11 protein-coding genes and 5 pseudogenes are annotated in these 16283 nt (G+C 59.1%); 4 read left to right on the forward strand and 12 right to left on the reverse strand.

What is annotated here, in order from left to right:
- Positions 1–2 precede the first annotated feature (2 nt).
- The 3 genes and pseudogenes from CO676_RS35485 to CO676_RS27165 all read right to left on the reverse strand — a co-directional run bounded on the left by CO676_RS35485 (position 3) and on the right by CO676_RS27165 (position 2172).
- Positions 3–161 (reverse strand): hypothetical protein, encoded by a 159-nt coding sequence (locus tag CO676_RS35485; protein ID WP_179875659.1) that lies wholly within the window; start codon positions 159–161, stop codon positions 3–5.
- Between the two features lie 18 nt (positions 162–179).
- Positions 180–899: a cytochrome-c oxidase, cbb3-type subunit II gene (gene ccoO / locus CO676_RS27160; RefSeq protein ID WP_097523361.1), complete on the reverse strand. Its 720-nt coding sequence runs from the start codon at positions 897–899 to the stop codon at positions 180–182.
- An 11-nt stretch (positions 900–910) separates the two neighbouring features.
- Positions 911–2172: pseudogene (locus tag CO676_RS27165) on the reverse strand (cbb3-type cytochrome c oxidase subunit I).
- Positions 2173–2431: 259 nt separating this feature from the next.
- Here CO676_RS27165 and CO676_RS27170 point away from each other — a divergent pair.
- Positions 2432–2878 carry a hemerythrin domain-containing protein gene (locus CO676_RS27170; protein ID WP_348628078.1) on the forward strand — a complete coding sequence of 149 codons (447 nt, stop codon included), beginning with the start codon at positions 2432–2434 and terminating at the stop codon, positions 2876–2878.
- Between the two features lie 26 nt (positions 2879–2904).
- On the opposite strand, the gene CO676_RS27175 is transcribed toward CO676_RS27170, so the two are convergent.
- The 3 genes and pseudogenes from CO676_RS27175 to CO676_RS27185 form a co-directional block, all read right to left on the reverse strand.
- Positions 2905–3363: a GNAT family N-acetyltransferase gene (locus CO676_RS27175; RefSeq protein ID WP_348628079.1), complete on the reverse strand. Its 459-nt coding sequence runs from the start codon at positions 3361–3363 to the stop codon at positions 2905–2907.
- 381 nt (positions 3364–3744) lie between these two features.
- A pseudogene (locus CO676_RS27180) lies at positions 3745–3951 on the reverse strand (response regulator); the annotation flags it as partial.
- Positions 3944–4125, reverse strand: a pseudogene (locus tag CO676_RS27185) (ATP-binding protein); the annotation flags it as partial. The pseudogenes CO676_RS27185 and CO676_RS27180, both read right to left, overlap by 8 nt.
- 226 nt (positions 4126–4351) lie before the next feature.
- Here CO676_RS27185 and hemN point away from each other — a divergent pair.
- Entirely contained in the window at positions 4352–5704 is a 1353-nt protein-coding gene (hemN, locus tag CO676_RS27190; protein ID WP_097523363.1) for an oxygen-independent coproporphyrinogen III oxidase, read from the forward strand.
- 269 nt (positions 5705–5973) lie between these two features.
- Here the strand turns inward: hemN and CO676_RS37050 are convergent.
- Together CO676_RS37050 and CO676_RS27205 are read right to left on the reverse strand one after the other, a co-directional pair.
- Positions 5974–6446: pseudogene (locus CO676_RS37050) on the reverse strand (group II intron reverse transcriptase/maturase); the annotation flags it as partial.
- 596 nt (positions 6447–7042) lie between these two features.
- Positions 7043–8755, reverse strand: a complete 1713-nt coding sequence (locus CO676_RS27205; RefSeq protein ID WP_179875663.1) for an NEL-type E3 ubiquitin ligase domain-containing protein — start codon at positions 8753–8755, stop codon at positions 7043–7045.
- A 294-nt stretch (positions 8756–9049) separates the two neighbouring features.
- Here CO676_RS27205 and CO676_RS27210 point away from each other — a divergent pair.
- Positions 9050–9518 (forward strand): annotated as a pseudogene (locus CO676_RS27210) (ISNCY family transposase); the annotation flags it as partial.
- Positions 9519–9802: 284 nt separating this feature from the next.
- Here the strand turns inward: CO676_RS27210 and CO676_RS27215 are convergent.
- From CO676_RS27215 to CO676_RS27230, 4 genes are all read right to left on the reverse strand, one after another.
- Entirely contained in the window at positions 9803–11470 is a 1668-nt protein-coding gene (locus CO676_RS27215) for a TRAFs-binding domain-containing protein (RefSeq protein WP_097523366.1), read from the reverse strand.
- Between the two features lie 9 nt (positions 11471–11479).
- The gene (locus CO676_RS27220) at positions 11480–12418 is read right to left on the reverse strand and encodes a hypothetical protein (protein ID WP_144340205.1); all 939 of its coding nucleotides are present in this window, start codon (positions 12416–12418) and stop codon (positions 11480–11482) included.
- Between the two features lie 46 nt (positions 12419–12464).
- Positions 12465–13085 carry a glycosyl hydrolase 108 family protein gene (locus CO676_RS27225; protein WP_097523368.1) on the reverse strand — a complete coding sequence of 207 codons (621 nt, stop codon included), beginning with the start codon at positions 13083–13085 and terminating at the stop codon, positions 12465–12467.
- 367 nt (positions 13086–13452) lie between these two features.
- On the reverse strand, positions 13453–14007 hold the full coding sequence (locus CO676_RS27230; protein ID WP_144340206.1) for a hypothetical protein: 555 nt from the start codon (positions 14005–14007) through the stop codon (positions 13453–13455).
- A gap of 715 nt (positions 14008–14722) precedes the next feature.
- Here CO676_RS27230 and CO676_RS27235 point away from each other — a divergent pair.
- Positions 14723–16282: an autotransporter outer membrane beta-barrel domain-containing protein gene (locus CO676_RS27235; protein ID WP_097523370.1), complete on the forward strand. Its 1560-nt coding sequence runs from the start codon at positions 14723–14725 to the stop codon at positions 16280–16282.
- Position 16283: the final 1 nt, after the last annotated feature.

Consider the following 16283-nt stretch of genomic DNA (forward strand, 5'->3'; position numbering starts at 1 on the left):
GCTCACTTTGCTGTTTCCGGTTGATTGAAGTTCGCGCGGTAGACATCCCGCTCGTGGCTGGAAGGGTCTTCGGCTCTGAAAGAAAAGCCTTCCTCGGCCTCTGGGAGCTTTGCTTTCGGCACGGTGTCGGCGAAATGGTGCATGGCCGTGTAGGTTTCCACGTCGTCAGCCCCCTTTTTTCAGCGATAGCCGGTCGTATTGTCATAGCTGGAGAAGTCGACCAGCGTGCCCAACATCTGCAGATAGGCGACGAGCGCGTCCATCTCCGTCAGTCTTTGCGGATCGCCGTCGAAGTCGCCGAGCTTCGCCTTAGGGTAGCGTGCCTCGACGCCCGAACTGTCGGCATTGGGATCGGCCTGGGCCTTCAGGTCGGCAGCCGCTTTGTCGATCATCTCGTCCGTGTAGGGAACGCCGACCGCCCTGTTCGCCTTGAGGTTCAGGGCGACGTTCGTAACCTCGAGCGGCGTTTCCTTGAGGAAGGCATAGCTCGGCATCACCGATTCCGGCACCACCGAGCGCGGCTCGATCATGTGTTGTACGTGCCATTCGTTGGAGTAGCGGTCGCCGACGCGGGCGAGGTCCGGCCCGGTGCGTTTCGACCCCCATTGGAACGGGTGATCGTACATCGACTCCGCCGCCAGCGAATAATGGCCGTAGCGTTCGACTTCGTCGCGGAACGGGCGGATCATCTGGCTGTGACAGACGTAACAGCCTTCGCGGAGGCCTGCAAGCTCCAGCGGCGAATAGGGCCACATGCCTTCCACCTTCTCGATGGTGTTTTCGAGATAGAAGAGCGGCGCGATTTCCACGATCCCGCCGATGGAGACGACGAGCAGGGAGCCGACGAGCAGCAAGGTGGCGTTGCGTTCGAGTAGCGCGTGTTTATCGAGAATGGACATTATCTGCCCTCCTATTCCGCAGGCTGCGGTACCGCCGTCGCACCGAGAATCGGGGCTTCATCGCGCACGCGGCCGAGGATCGTCATTGTTACGTTGAAGGCCATGACGAGTGCGCCGGCGAGGAACAGGGCGCCGCCTGCGGCACGCATGACGTAGTAGGGGAACATCGCCGCCACCGATTCCGCGAAGGAATAGACGAGGAAACCCTGGTCGTCGTATTCGCGCCACATCAGGCCCTGCTGGATGCCGGCGACCCACATCACGGCGGCATAGACGACGATGCCGAGGGTGGCGAGCCAGAAGTGCCAGTTGACCATCTGCAGGCTATAGAGCCGCTCGCGGTTCCACAGCTTCGGAACGAGATAATAGATCGCGCCGAAGGTGATGAGCCCGTTCACGAATAGACGGGACGGTTCACCTGCTTGGGGATGAAGTAGTACATCATCGCCAGGAAGCCGGCCGTCAGGAAGAAGCCGACGGCGTTGTGCCCATACCACCATTGCGTCAGCGCGTCCTGAACGCCCGAGAAAGCCGAATAGCTCTTCGAACCGAGGAAAGAGACCGGCACCGCCAGATTGTTGACGATGTGCAGCATGGCGATGGTGACGATGAAGGCGAGATAGAACCAGTTCGCCACATAGATATGCGGTTCCTTGCGCACGAGGATCGTGCCGAGGAAGGCGATGAGATAGGCGACCCAGACGATCGTCAGCAAGAGATCGACATACCATTCAGGCTCGGCGTATTCGCGGCTTTGGGTGATGCCGAGGAGGTAGCCCGTTGCCGCCAGCACGATGAAAAGCTGATAGCCCCAGAACACGAACCAGCCGAGATTGCCGCCGAAGAGGCGTGCACGGCTGGTGCGCTGGACGACATAGAAGGACGTCGCGATCAGCGCGTTGCCGCCGAAGGCGAAGATGACGGCCGAGGTGTGCAGCGGCCGCGTGCGGCCGAAATTGAACCAAGGCTCGATGTTGAGGTCCGGAAAGGCGAGCTGTAGCGCCACGATGACGCCGACTAGGAAGCCGACGACGCCCCAGAATACCGTGGCGATGACGCCGTATTTCACGACCTCGTCGAAATATTCCGACCGCGGGGGTGCCGCGCCTGCGACAGCCGGGCGGAACTCCATCCTTTGCAGGAGCACGACCGTGCCGCCGAGCAACGCGAAGAACAGAACCCACATATGTGCGCCGAAAAGGCGGTCCTGCGCGAGGCCGGCCCCAACCAGCGCCAGGAAGGCGCCGACCCCGAGCACGGTCATCTCGAACATGGTTGTGTCCCCAACTTTCTCAAATCATCGACAAGGCGCACGAACGACGCATGCCGCCGCAACCTGCCCTGGTTTGTCAGGATCGCTCGCCGTCAACCTTGATTCAGATCAAGGCCGGCCGCGGCGCTGTGACCCATCCTGCGAGCATGGCAGGCTGCACATGAGGCGATGGTGGGAAAGGCCGGAGCGCATGCGAGTAAAGATCAAAGGCCGAACCCTAACGAACGGAGCGCGGCCTTCCGCGGCAGGAGAGCCGCCGGTGGATCCATTGGCCTGGCTCGCCAGCGCTCATCATGATCAACTGGCGCTCTGCGACAGTCTCGAAGCGATTGCCGATAGCCTCCCGGAAGAGATCAACCGCGAGACATGTGCCTACGCGGCAAGGATGATCGGTCCGATGATGCGGGATCTCCATGCCGGCGAGGAACAGCGGGTTTTTGCTTGGATCGAGCAACGTATTGCAGACGACGCTTCCGTGCATGCCCTGCTGGAGCGCCTGAAATACGAGCACTGCGAAGACGAATGTTTCGCCGAGGAACTGACCGAAATGCTCGGCCGCCTGGGGGCGGCCGACAGGACCGTCAATGCCGAGACCGCCGGCTACATGCTGCGCGGCTTCTTCACCAGCGTGCGACGGCACATCAGCTTCGAGCAGGAGTGCCTTCGCAGCATGCTTGTCCGGCGTTCAGGCGAAACGTCCTGCTGATCCTCTCGCAACGAGCCGGCTAGAGCTCAACCCACTTTGGAGTAGATATCCAGCTTGTCGCTGGAGACGAACCCATTACGACGGTAGAACTCGGATACTCTGCCCGAGCGTTGCGATACCAGCCATACTTTGTGACGCCCTGCCGCCTTTGCCGTTTCGACGATGGCGCTGAGCAGTGCCGTTCCGACACCGGCACCCTGCGCACCTGGAAGCACCGCAACCTCCTCCAGGTAAAGCAGTTGGCCCGCATGGTGTCGACGCCGTGTACCAATTGTAATCCCAACGCGTTTATCCGCATCCCAGGCCGCTAAGGCTATGCGCCTTGGCGCGGCCAAAAGCTGCGAAACACGCTCGGTTGCGGCTTCGACTGAAAAGTCCTCGTTCCAAGGAGGCGCAGCGTATGCGCGAGAAATGATGGTTGCTGCCGCTTCGAGGTCTGCCTCGTTCATCTGTGTAATCAAAAAAGACATGCGCTCCGATTTCATCAATGACCTGCCACAGCATGTCTCTCGAATACTGGCGATCTGAGCGTTTCGACCGCCCGCCTGCGTTCGATCGTGCTCAGCTTCGGTAAATGTGCAAGCGTCGCAAACTTCTCGAAATCGTCGCGCAATCTTCTGCTAAAATCTACCCTAACGTTAGCGCGCCACCAAATGAACGCAGTTGTTGAAGTTTGTGCACAGTTGGCACAAACTGCCGCTCACACAGTCAGCAGCGTTCGTCACTTCAGAGCGCATTTTGCTGGTTCGCGTCTAAAGGACAAAATGGCTTTCTTTCTGCAGACCTTTGGAGCTTTCAGGCTTGTAGACACGGAAAGCAGCGACGTTGCTTTTCCCGAAAAGGGAATTTTGATTTTTTCGGTCGCGGAGATTGCGGAGGAGGTCCACCCCGGACATGTCCGGCATTCTCAGGTCCGTCTCGACAATCCCGTTTCTAACGTCCGGTGCGAAGGCGAGGAAGGCCTCGGCTGATTGATGCATCTTCACGGCGAAGCCGTTCATTGTCAGCATGAAGGCCAGCGACTTTCTTACCGCCTCTTCGTCGTCAACAATGTGCACCGCATAGTCAGTCATTGGCACCGATGCGTTCATCTACATAGGCAGGCAGCGTGACCGGAAAGTAACCCCACCCGCCGCATTTTTCGAGACACTCATCTCACCGCCATGCGCCTCGACGATCCGCTTCGAAATGGACAGTCCGATGCCCATTCCGCTTGCTTTGGTCGTGATGAATGGCTTGAAGAGCTTGCTGAAGGGTAACCGCTGCGGCAATCGAAAGCCCGGCCGCTAAGACGACCGGACCCGGTCGTCCCGCTATCGCGACGATTCCTTGAAGGGCAGTCATACTTGGCTGAGGTCAACAATATTGCGGAAGCGCCTTTGTGCACTTCCTTGACATTACTCAAAGAGAAAGGGCCGTGTGCGCATAGAATGCCGCTCATCCAGCACCGACCATGTACCAGAAGGACTGTTCATGCAACCGGCTCTTGTCGCAAAATATGGCGAGGCACGACTGCCCCGCTACACGAGCTATCCGACGGCACCTCGCTTTTCGCCCTCAATTGACGCCAGCACCTACGGCGACTGGCTTGCAGCCGCGCCGCCAGAGAAACCGGCTTCGCTCTACCTGCACATCCCCTTTTGTCGTTCCATGTGCTGGTACTGCGGCTGTCATACGACGATCACCCAGCGCGACGAGCCGATCCTCGACTATCTCGACTTCCTGCACGAGGAGGTCCGTCTTGTCTCGGCAAAGACGCGAGCACAGCTTAGCATCGACCACGTGCATTTCGGCGGGGGCACCCCAACGATCATGCGACCCGAGGAGTTCCTGTCATTGATGTGGCTTCTGCGCGAGCATTTCGACTTCGCGAGCACCGCTGAAATCGCGGTGGAAATCGACCCGCGCACCCTCATGCCGGAAATGGCACCGGCTCTCGGCGAAGCCGGTGTTCGCCGGGCAAGCCTCGGCGTCCAGAGCTTTGATCCGGAAGTACAGAAGGCGATCAACCGGGTGCAGAGCGAGGAGCAGACGATGGACGCGGTCACTCGGCTGCGCAAGGCCGGTGTCGACAGCATCAATTTCGATCTGATCTACGGCCTGCCCCACCAAACGGTCGAATCCTGCATCGCCACCGCCGAGGCGGCCATCCGGATGGGACCCGAGCGCTTCGCCGTCTTCGGTTATGCCCACGTGCCCTCGTTCAAGAAACATCAGAAGCTGATCGACGAGAAAGCACTTGCCGATGCGGAAGGGCGTGTCGCCCAAGCCGAAGCCATTGCCGCAACACTCGTCGCCGCCGGCTACCGCCGTATCGGCCTCGATCACTTCGCCCGCCCGAACGACAGTCTGGCGATCGCCCAGGCAAGCGGGCAACTGCACCGCAATTTCCAAGGCTACACGACGGATGCCTGCGAAACCCTCATCGGCCTCGGCGCCTCTGCAATCGGACGGATGAAGGACGGCTATGTCCAGAACGAGGTGCCGCCGGGCGTCTACGCTCAGCGCATCGCCTCGGGCCGGCTTGCAACGGTGAAAGGCTACCGGCTGACGCCCGAGGACCGGCTGCGGGCGAGCATCATCGAGCGGCTGATGTGCGACTTCGGCGTCGATGTTCCCGCCCTTGCCACCGCGCATGGCTTCGATCCGCAGATGCTGCTCCGCGGCAATGCCAAGCTCGCTATGCTGGAAAGCGACGGCATCCTTGAAAATGCCGACGGCGTCATACGGCTTCGCGAGGGAGGCCGCTTTCTCATCCGTGCCGCCGCTGCCGCTTTCGACGCCTATATCGAGCAATCAGGGCGGACACACAGCAAAGCCGCCTGAGGCTCTTCACCGTGTACACACCAGAAAGGCCCGGCATGTACACGCATTCTGGGCCTTCCGTCTCGCGCGTCTCACCGCCTGCCCCCGTCTGGTCGCCGGCAACGGCCGCAGGACCCTCGGCTTCGGAGACGCGAAATTGAGTAGTCAAACTGCATTATTTTGATCGAAAGGTTCAACCCTTCAAATCCAGAACGATGCGGCCGTCGATCCTGCCCTCCTGCATTCGATCGAAGATCGCGCTGATATTCTCGAGCTTGTACCGTTGTTCCTTGGACGATCTTGTCTTCCAGGGCTGCAATCGTCAGCGGCCGCTGCTTTCCATCCGCCGCCATCGGTATATACGTTCGGCGTGACGGTTGCGGGCGGTACGCTCCCCGTTGGACCCGTCTGTGCAGATCCTCAAACCGGGGCTCGAGGTCTGCCTCGTAGTCCCGCCACGTCATGCCATCCACCCCGGGAGCGGCCTTGCGCTTCAGCGCGTAGAAAGCTGTCCGAAGGGTATCGACGTTGATATGGTGGAAGAGCGCGGTGAACTGATCCTTCTTCCTTATCCTTGCGGCCTTCCGTATGCGGTCCAGCGACTGGAACATGCGATCCCGGCTCTGTGTCCGGTGCATGCATTGCTGTTCCGCGCTCCCCTTGGTCTCCGGCTTGGCTCCACCAGCTCCACCGCCGGTTGTCCGGCTTTGTTCGTTGGCTTCGTAGCTACTATGCCGGAGTCTGACTTCTCCTGTCCGTCCATCATTGGCTACGGCTCCTCGCCTTTCCGATGCGGACCGGCGTGGCTGACACTACCCGGCCAGACGGGAGATCTCCCAGGTTCTGACGCGTTCCTTTCATGCGTGACATGGCCGTAGACCCCGGCAGGGCGACGGCGCCTCGCATATCGGCCCCGCGCACGTTGCCTGCGACGGATGAGAAAGTCTCGGCCCCTGCGATCTGGTCGTTATCGTGGCTCACTCCCATACCCCACATGTTTGCTGTGTACGCTTCGCCGTGGTCGTCACCGTCCACGCCGCAACACTCACTATCGGGCGGGAGCTGCCCCTTACCCGAGCCGGACTTTCACCGGCTGGAACGCGCCAGCTTCTCCTGGCGCACCTCATCCTGATCGTCGCGCTATACCTCCCGAAGCGGCTTTCGACCGGACGCGTATACCCCCGAGCCTCGCGCGCAGGAGTTTTCCTGGCTCGGCAAGATCGAAAGGGCCTGATCGACGGCAGCACGCTTTCCCAAGTGCAAAAGCACCTTGGAAAGCGATGGTCGAGCCTTCCCGATCGATCTTTAGCTAGCGCCACAGAGCAATGATAAAGATCTCTGCGGGAGTCTTGGGATGTCTCATTGTTCCAGGCCACGATCGGCGAGCAGCCGGTACATGACCTCGCGTTTGATCTCGCCAGCGATTTGGTTTCGAACCTGGGCTCCGAGCACCCGCTCGGCATCCGGGTCGCCTAGCAGACCGTGCTCGGCCAGCCGCTGATCCAAGCGGCTTCGAAACTCTTCGCCCATCGCTTCGACGAGCCGGTCTTGCATCGCTGCATGTTCGTCCGGCGCGATGCGTCTCAGCACCGTCTCCCAGGGTTGCCAGCGAGTTGCCATGTAGTCTATGAATTGGTTCGCTTCGCGCTCCCGGACCAGGTCCAGCGCCAGCGCCGCATCATTCTGGGTTACGTGAGAGACAGCTAGGAAGCGCATGTGAGGGGCGACGTGACTAAGCCCCAGCGGTTCGCGCAGCAGATGTTGATAGGCCAGGTAGACTTCGACGTCGTCTATGTTCGGGTCGACGCTGAGGAGCGATCTGAACCTGTCGCGCGCGATCTCGTCCAGCGTCTCCAGGCGGAACGCAATACGGCCGCGCTGGATCAGTTCGCTAAGCCGATCGTCATATACCCCGTCCTCGACGTCAGCGTTGAGGCGCGCGGTCTGCATACCGTTCCAGTGCAAAATAACACGATCCTCGCAGGTCGCGTTGGCCTCGGAAGCCTGTGTGAAAAACTGCTCGCGCAATCTCGGATTGGCCGAGGCCTGACGCAGATCATCAGCTACTGCCTGCCGAAACTCGCCACTGCCATAGTTCATGTTCCCTCGTAGCCTCCCCAGGAAACGTGCGTAGTCCTCGGCGCCTGGCTCATTCGCAAAGTGCTGCCATTCGGCCAGTGTCGCCGGATCGTCCTCGAGCCAGTGCGCGGCAGCCTCGTACAGAGATAGCTGCGCAAGCTGCGGTGACGCGAGGTTAGCGCCGAAGTCGTCCAGGAGTGGGTTATCTCCGAACTCAAGCTCCAAACTCGGGTAGTTAATATCCGATAAGAGATATTCGGGCAGGCTGGTCAGCCGGTTACCGCGAAGATTGACCCATTGCAGCCCGCTCGGAAGGGGTTCGGGGAGTTGGGTCAATTGATTGCTGCTGACATCGAGTTCGACGAGCCAGGATGGGAGGGGCTCGGGCAGGTCGGTCAGCTGATTGCCGCTAACCGCGAGCGAGGTGAGCCCGCTCGGTAGAGGGCTGGGCAGGCTACTGAGTCGGTTGTTGTTTGCGTTCAGGATACCGAGCCCCGCCGGTAGGTTGGCCGGCAGGCTGGTTAACCTGTTATCGCTCACCTCCAGGCGAACGAGGCTCGCTGGAAGAGCGTCCGGCAAACTGGTCAACTGGTTGTGGCTAATATGAAGTTCGCGGAGACCGGGTGGCAGCTGAGCGGGCAGGCTGCCCAGCTCGTTGTGCATGGCGTGCAGCCTCAGCAGTCTGGGCGGCAGGGCGGCAGGCAAAGCGGTCAGGGAGAGGGATGACAAATCTACCGAGCTCGAGCCCCCGTTGTCCGAAGCTCTGATTCGTGAGCGCCCGTGTTGCCGGTTCTCGGCTTCGCCTTGCCCTTCTTCAGCAACCCAGTCTTCCAGGATCCGCTCGCGCGAGGAGGCGGGCGTCCGATAGCCTGTCAAGGCTTCGACCCAATCGGCCACGGCTCGGGTGAAGCCGTTGAGGTAACTTTCCTGCTCCCCCTCCTCGGAAGGAACCGGATAAGAACCCGCACTCCGCTGTACCTGTCCTGTGTCCATCGACTCCTCCATCGTCAGAACAAAGAATGCGCCCGCCGCTTCTCAAGCCGCAGCTGGTTGCGCAGCGCAACGACCATTCGAAACCAGTGCAGGCGCGCTGCGGCTCCCGCGCCGACTCGAGAGGGTACAGGTTCACAAGCGTCCCACCGCGGCAAATGGATCGATACTGCTGCGATGCTTCCTGCCATTTCATCAACCAGATGAGTCCGGAGGACCATCAACGTGGAAGCGCTCTGCTCTTAACCGGCCTACCTGTCGAAAAGCTGACGAGTGTCACTGCAGAACACCCAGTTCGCTCGGTTTGCCCGCGCCCCTGCCCGGCCGGAGGACATGCACCGGCCGCTGAACATCATGGCGGATCGGCTCAACGACATTCTCTGCAAGCGTGAGCAGCGCTAAGTCGGTACCCAACTGACGTTCTCCTACGAGCGCAAGCGGATCATGCCCGAGGAGACCGATGTGACGCGCGGGCTGATCGGCCGCTATGTCGAGACTTACGCCTATGCGGATGGCCGGCTGGACATGCGCTGGAAGGGGCATTCCCTGCCTTACCGGGTGTTCGACAAGGACCAGCGTGTGACCCATGCGGCGATCACCGAGAACAAACGGCTTTCCGATGTCTTGGCCTATAAAGACCAGCAGCGAGAAGAATGGCTATACGCCGCGAGGTCGCAAGCCGGGCAAACGGACGGATTTCATGAACGATCCAGCGATCATTGCTCGACGGCGACAGGCGCTCTCCAACCTCGATGCCGCAAAATGATCGCCTAATCGGGCTGTCCAAGCTAAAGCCGAAGGGTGCCTCTCACCCGCCCCGATCTCACCTTGCAACCCGGACCAGCCGGTCAAATCGGGGCTGGTCGGCGTCGCCGCGCGGCAGCCTGAAGTTGACATTTCAATTTGCGCAACCGCGGACATTTCAACCTGGCTGCCACATTTGAGCACAATACGAGAACGTTAGCGAAGTCTACTTCGTGAAGCAACAGCCGTCCGATAGTTGTCGATTAGCGGCCGCCTCCGGAGCCATTACCGACCCCAGACAGGCACTCAGCATTCGCTCGGCTCAGTGCCGCCTATGAAGCTGTGCGCAATCGCCTCTTTGATCGAACGAATCCAAATTCCTTCGTTCGCCGCGTAGGTCCCCTGCTTACCGTTCAACTTTGGCATGAAGTCCGCCCCTGCATGGTGGAGACCGATCACGTCCCAATCAGCGGAGAATACCGGACTGCCGGAGCTTCCCGGTTCGGTAGGAGCTCGGTAATGCAAGAGAACCCGCCCGGCGATCGCTGGCTTGCCGCTGATTGGACCCTCATGGTCCAGCAGTCGATTGTCCTGAAGCGAGAAGCTGAGCTCGCCCCCAAGTGGATGGCCGATCACGTAAACGCGCTGATCCTCATCTGTCACCGGAAGCGAATCCGACACGGGACAAGGCTCGATCCCGACCGGCGGTTGCACAAAACGCAGCAGACTGGCGTCCAGCAGTTCAGGTGGAGAGTTCCATACAATCTCAAGCAAACGATGTCGTCGTGCGGTCCGGTCTACGTCGGCTGTTGCCTCGAAGGCCACGGATGCCTTGTCGCTTCGGAGCACTCCCCTCTGTTCCGCCGAGTCGCTTACCACGTGAGCATTGGTGAGCAGAAAGAGTTCGTCGCCGAGCGATTCGTGGAGATCGCGGCCGCGGACCAGAAATCCGGTCCCGACTCCTCGACCATCCGGTTGACGGATCAGCGCAACCGAGCGTGCCCTGTCCATTGCCGTCCGCACCCACCAATACGTCTGAACGCCGGTGTTTCCAAGTATCTTTTCGAAAGATGCCACGTCCGCTTCAGCTGTGCGTTGAACCTGCTGCGGCGTCAGACTGAGCACCCCGGACCTTCTACGAAGCAGGGCCGCTCTTAGAACAGCAACAACAGCTCCCCTTTCACCGGCGCCCGCGCGAAGCCCCCATACCTCGGTGAACTGGCGCAGGGTCCCGGCAATCTTGAAGGCGTCGACGTCGGCCGCGTTCAAATACTCCCTTAGCCAGCGTCGCACACCGCTCAGATCGCCACCCGCGAGCGCCAATTCGGCGGCGGAAGCATAGGCCCAGGCATCAAGTGTGCCTGCCGACCAGTGTTGTTCGATTTGGCGGCGCAAAGCCTCGATTATGCTGTGTATCCGTAGAAAATCGGGAGTCTTGACACCATCACGGTCAGCCCGGGCCAACAACGCGACCAAGTTCACTCCATGCCAGAGCTGCGTTGGGTCACTGTCAAATACCTGACGATACGCAGCTATGGCAGCCCTCAAGGCACCCTCTGCCATACCCAAGTTGGAGCCGCAGGCGTCGATGTATATTTGCTTGTATGCGCGTCCGAGAAGCCCCTGAGCTTCATTCCACTCTTTCGAGCCAAGGGGCACTCTCCTAACCAGGCCCTGAAGCATCTCGATTGCTGCAATGGGTTCGCCGCTCTCGATTAGCGCTTGGCTGTAGTGCCGATAGACAAGGTCATCCTGACATCCGAGTCGCACAAGATTGTCCGCCAGACGCTTGAGCGCGCTCATGTGCCGGTGCTGCCGCAGCACGTCCAGCACCGTTCGAGCAATCTCTAGGTCCGGTGCCCGATCACCGGCCCGCAGGCACTCGATCAAGTTGCTGCAGACCGATTCCACCCGATTTTCCTCAAAGCTCGCGGCGGCTATGAGGACCTTTGCCACCTCTGCCGAGCAGTTCATCGGCGTCCCCTATATTTGCAGCAGTCTCTTGAGCTCCGTCCTCAAGAGTGGCCCCTCGAAATACTTCCTCAGACTATGGCGCCACACGCCGCTATTAGGTTCATGGATATCCCTGACCACCTCAAGCCCACCGCGACGGAAATCGTTCGCCAGCACCGGATCGAGTGCCGCGACAACATCAAGGCGATCGAAGATGTTTACCCAGTCGCCTTCAACCTTTTGACTCGGGAACCCGTCTGAACGCGTCCATTCCGGTGCGAGCTTGTCCTGCACCTCGTCAATTCCCAGCGGACTGCCGAGTGTCACCAAGGCGTCAACGCCCGGACAGTCTGGTACCCGCACCAGACAGTCATAAGCGATCACGGTGCCCATGCTATGACTGACGACCACGTGGGGTCGGCCTTTTTTGGCACCGGATGCAATCTTCTCAACGAAGCGCCGTCGGATTTCGTGCTGAACCTGGTAGGTCTCGCTCGATCGAGGTGTCCAGGCCACGTTGAAAAGGTAATGATGCACGTCGCGCAGAAAGGCACCAAGGAAGCGTTGCTTAAGCGCCCACGGGAGGGGGAAACGTTCCTCCACATCTGAGCCGTAATTAAGCGGATCTTCTGGTATTTCCAGGGCCGGATCCTCTAGCAGCAACCGCCCTGCGAGTCTTGCAAGCCAGTCGGGGTCGGCGGCCTCATCCATAGTTATTGTTTGCCCAATGTTGTCGACGTCGCTCCTCAGTGCCTCCAGATCGTCGATACTCTCGTAAGCCGCAACATTCGGATCGGGCTCCGGATAGAGCACATCGGCCCAATAGACCATGGAACTGCTCACCCCGTTTGCGCCGAGATCGATCCGGGTCTCGTGTGGACCTCCCGCCAAGGCGCGGCGCCAGATCCCCAGGAGGGCGGCCTCCTCCGGCTTCTGACCGATGCCATGGATCATCGTGACGTGTGCCATGCATCCCCCTCTCTCTCTCTCTCTCTCTCTCTTTAAACCGCCTACGCTAGTCCCAGCGTTCCAGTGGGGCACCTTCTGGCAAATCAGGAACACGAGCGATGTAGGGCATATCTCCGAAGTCTGGTCCCTCCGGAATGCTTTCGAGGCCCGGTAAACCGATCTCACGGCGAAGATCGTTCAACCGATTCATCCAACCCCTCAGGAACTTAGACTGTCCTGGCGCTTGGGCAAATCTCTTATATAGACCTTCGCGTACTTGAGTGTAGTGAACCAGCGTCATACCGAGATCGCAGGCATCGCAGGCGGTCTTCGTCGCCGGTCCGAACTGCCCATCAATCCGCGCGCCAACGGCCTCTTGAAGGATCCGAATCGCGCGGTCCGTTCCCATGTTCACCGCTGTGTCAAACTGCGCCAAGTCGAGCTTACGTCTCAGCAAATCACATCCGGCAGGAGTCCAGTAGTTTCCATCGTAGATGGCCTGGACCTCCTCATCGCCGATGTGCTTAACGTCGTGCGGAGGCTGACCAATTCGGCTCCGCCAAGAATTATAGACCTCCTGCGTGATCCCTTTATTCGTGCGACCACCGCGGTCATCAGGGTCGTCAACGAAACCGCCCTCCCACTTCATAATGAACCGCATAGAGTCCGGCAGATTTTCCCTAGCCATGCACCCCTCCTCCAAAACCGAAAGCGGGAACGCGCCAACGCAATCAACTGGCCGCCCCGCTATTCCGCTGCTGGTCTCACCTGCTTCGGTCCCACCCGCACTGCCATGCGCCCGTTTCACAAGGCAAATCGGTGGTTTTGCAATTGGCTGCGCTTACTCGCTGACCTCACTGACTTCCTGAAATTCACAAGTCGGATAATCAACCGTAACACGACAAATCCAAGCCCATCAATGACTGAGCGCCGGCGGATTGGCCGGCCATCAATTTCTAGGTGGCAGATTGCCTGCCAAATATCCCTCGGATCAAGACGAGGTTCGAAGCGACGACGTCGGAACAGGACACCCCTCCTCCGTGTCGCAGGTGCTGCTAGTCCGCCTCTAGACCCGCCGGCGTGAAAATGTCCGGCTTGTTTGAAATACCTACACGGCCTACAAGATCGGCGGTCCCGCCGGGGCCATCGCCGCCTTGGCCGTCCCATAGGGCAACCAAATGAACTGCGCCATACCCCTGAGCGCGCTCAAGCAGGCGGAGGTTACAGGTGCTGTATGCCTCTTCAGATCGAGGCAGGTTCATGGTCTCGCGCTGCGCCTCGGATGTCGTGGTCCACAAATGCCAGAAGCGTCGCTCCCAATCGCTCCCGGGAATACCCTTCACCGACGTATGGAGAAAAAGCTCTGGAGAGAATGGTAGCACGATCGTCGTCGAAATTCGAACGAGCCGGCATTGTTCATGAAACAGTATGTCCCCACCCTGGGCGCAGCTTGCAAACCCCATAACAGGGCCCTTGTCTGTGGTTGCGAACGGAGCGATTGCTGTGGCAATGCGTACTGCAGCCGCCCGCTCCAACTCGGGTGGAAAACGCGCATTCGGGCGATCAGGCTGATCGATCATGTGGCCGGTGAAAAGAATAGAAACCGCCATTGCCGCTCCCATTGCGGGATCTCGAGGGAGCAGAATACGCCAAACGCCGCAGCGTGTACGAAAAATAGCGATTTCTACGTGGCCGCCCTAGCAGTCTCTTGCTCGCAGGCACTGGGTGCTTCGCATGACCGCATGGAGATGCGGAGGGCTCTTGTCATCCCCGTTCCCCGCTTGGCCAAGCAACACAGCTTCCGGGCGCTTGCCGTACCTCCCTAAGAAACGCACCGGCGCTTAGCCATCGCGACGAGCCTCCTATCATCCGCCACTTCATTCTTTCCCGGACCATTCCGGCCAAGAGATTTTGGACATCGCCCGGACCCACCGGAGGATCGAAAGGCTGCACAGCGAGCTCGATGTCGTCTTCGGACGGTGCACCCCCATAACCTCGCCCTGCTGCGAGCCCACCCCAAAAAGGAATCCGCTTCGGGTAAATCAAATCGCGCAGCATGCGACGACACCTCTTCTCGCAATCCTCATCGCCAACAAGCGACCCTGGCGTATCGTGGGTGGTAACATCGCCACGCTCTATATTAGCATGTGGTTTTTTTGCATCCACTGTTGGAATATCTTCAGGGCACGCAACTTCCATATTGCCATTCCTCAAAAAACTGTGATCCTCAAGCCGAGCTCTTCGCGGCGGGAAAGTTGGTGACTGCGTGTAAGCCGTTCTACACCCGTCGCCCGGCTGCCGGCATCAACTGTCGAGGGGGACGTGATGCGAATCAATGCGGTGCTTCCAGTGCTGAGCGCTTGTCTACTGGCTTGCGGCGAAACGAATGCGCAGACTGTGCCTCTCAGGAACAATTTCGATACTTACAGCCAAGCATTGGGATTTCTCCTCGGGGCTGGGAGTGCTGATTGTCAATTCGTTGCAAATCCTTTTGCAAGCAATCTCGACCTCACTTTGGTCGATCGCGCTGGAAATATTAGCAGACCTGGACCTATCGGACCGAATCTCTCACGCCACTGTCAGGCGAACACGGATGAGACGCAACTTTCCGGCGGCTCCGTACTGGGGGGTGGTCTGGCGTCGCTGCAGTCTACTAGAACCGTTTCGCAATTTGACGTCAGCCGTCGGCGCGCCGAACCATGTGATCCCTCTAAGAACCCCGAGTGTAGAGACGTTGAAAACGCAGCTGTCTCGAACTACTTCTACAACGGTGACTTTCGTGCAGCAGGGAACGCCTTTATCAGCCTCCTTAGTGATGGACAGGACGCAGTTAATGCAGCAGGCGTAATTCCATTTGATGACTTTAGCTTGTATGGCCAACTTGATTATGAAAAGTATCGGCAAGCTGCTACTCGCTACGCACCAGCACAAGACATCGATCTATTCCAAATTCAATTGGGTGTATTTTGGAGCGTTTCCGATCGCAGCCTGCTCGGCTTTAAGGGCGCGTACACGAAGGCCGACGGCATCTCGCCGCAGCCGGACACGCTCACTTTGACAGGCACGGATGCCATAGCGAGCGGATTTTCCTTGTCTGGTGACTTTCAGGATCTTTGCGGCGTACCAAGTGATGGCACATTCGACGCCGATGAATTTAGCACTTCTGCCTTCTATCACTCCAGCTTAATGGACAACGGTTTCATCTCGGCCGAAGTGACAGCTAGCAAAAGCAAGCAACGGTACAGGAACAGTCTCTGCACAGTCGATCTGGGCGCATCCCCTCAAACTGATCCGGATGGCAACCCTCTTCCGCCACTTCTCTTCTTTGATTCCGACAGAACCGCCGGCATGATTGAGGGCAGTCCCGACGTGCTGGGCCTCTCCGCAAACCTCAACGCAGGATACGACTGGCAATATGGTGGTTTAGTCATCGGACCAAGGCTGGCATTTCGCACTTCCTGGCAAAGCATCGATAGCTATTCTGAAACGGAAGCGGCCGGTAGCTTGCACCCCATCACAGGGGCGAGCCTCCGCTATGGAGACCAAGACATTGTATCCGTCCAGACACGCGTCGGGTTCGCTGTATCGCGGCCGTTCGCCCTTGAGACCATAACGGTGGTCCCGTTCGCGCAGCTGGACTACATACACGAATTCGCAAATGATCAACGAACGATCCACGCGAGTTTTGTAGAAGACGGCCGCCCCGATCCACTTGTATTCAGTTTCAAAACCAATCGGCCTGACCGCGATTACTTCGAGCTACGAACAGGTGTTGTAACCGAAGTGTTTAACGGAGGAGTGGCCTATATGGACGGTCGAGCAATTTTGGCTAATGATTTAATAGACAATTACGGCTTCACAGGCGGACTGCGGATATCCTTCTGAA

It is taken from the genome of Sinorhizobium sp. BJ1, from assembly GCF_002531555.1.
Lineage (GTDB): Bacteria > Pseudomonadota > Alphaproteobacteria > Rhizobiales > Rhizobiaceae > Sinorhizobium > Sinorhizobium fredii_B.

What these genes read in the sequence shown, in the direction of transcription:
- CO676_RS27225 (WP_097523368.1), bottom strand. Translation starts at nt 13,085, where the DNA reads ATGGCTAGGGAAAATCTGCCGGACTCTATGCGGTTCATTATGAAGTGG.
- CO676_RS27220 (WP_144340205.1), bottom strand. Translation starts at nt 12,418, where the DNA reads ATGGCACACGTCACGATGATCCATGGCATCGGTCAGAAGCCGGAGGAG.
- CO676_RS27230 (WP_144340206.1), bottom strand. Translation starts at nt 14,007, where the DNA reads ATGGCGGTTTCTATTCTTTTCACCGGCCACATGATCGATCAGCCTGAT.
- CO676_RS27215 (WP_097523366.1), bottom strand. Translation starts at nt 11,470, where the DNA reads ATGAACTGCTCGGCAGAGGTGGCAAAGGTCCTCATAGCCGCCGCGAGC.
- ccoO (WP_097523361.1), bottom strand. Translation starts at nt 899, where the DNA reads ATGTCCATTCTCGATAAACACGCGCTACTCGAACGCAACGCCACCTTG.
- CO676_RS27175 (WP_348628079.1), bottom strand. Translation starts at nt 3,363, where the DNA reads ATGAAATCGGAGCGCATGTCTTTTTTGATTACACAGATGAACGAGGCA.
- CO676_RS27205 (WP_179875663.1), bottom strand. Translation starts at nt 8,755, where the DNA reads ATGGACACAGGACAGGTACAGCGGAGTGCGGGTTCTTATCCGGTTCCT.
- hemN (WP_097523363.1), top strand. Translation starts at nt 4,352, where the DNA reads ATGCAACCGGCTCTTGTCGCAAAATATGGCGAGGCACGACTGCCCCGC.
- CO676_RS27235 (WP_097523370.1), top strand. Translation starts at nt 14,723, where the DNA reads ATGCGAATCAATGCGGTGCTTCCAGTGCTGAGCGCTTGTCTACTGGCT.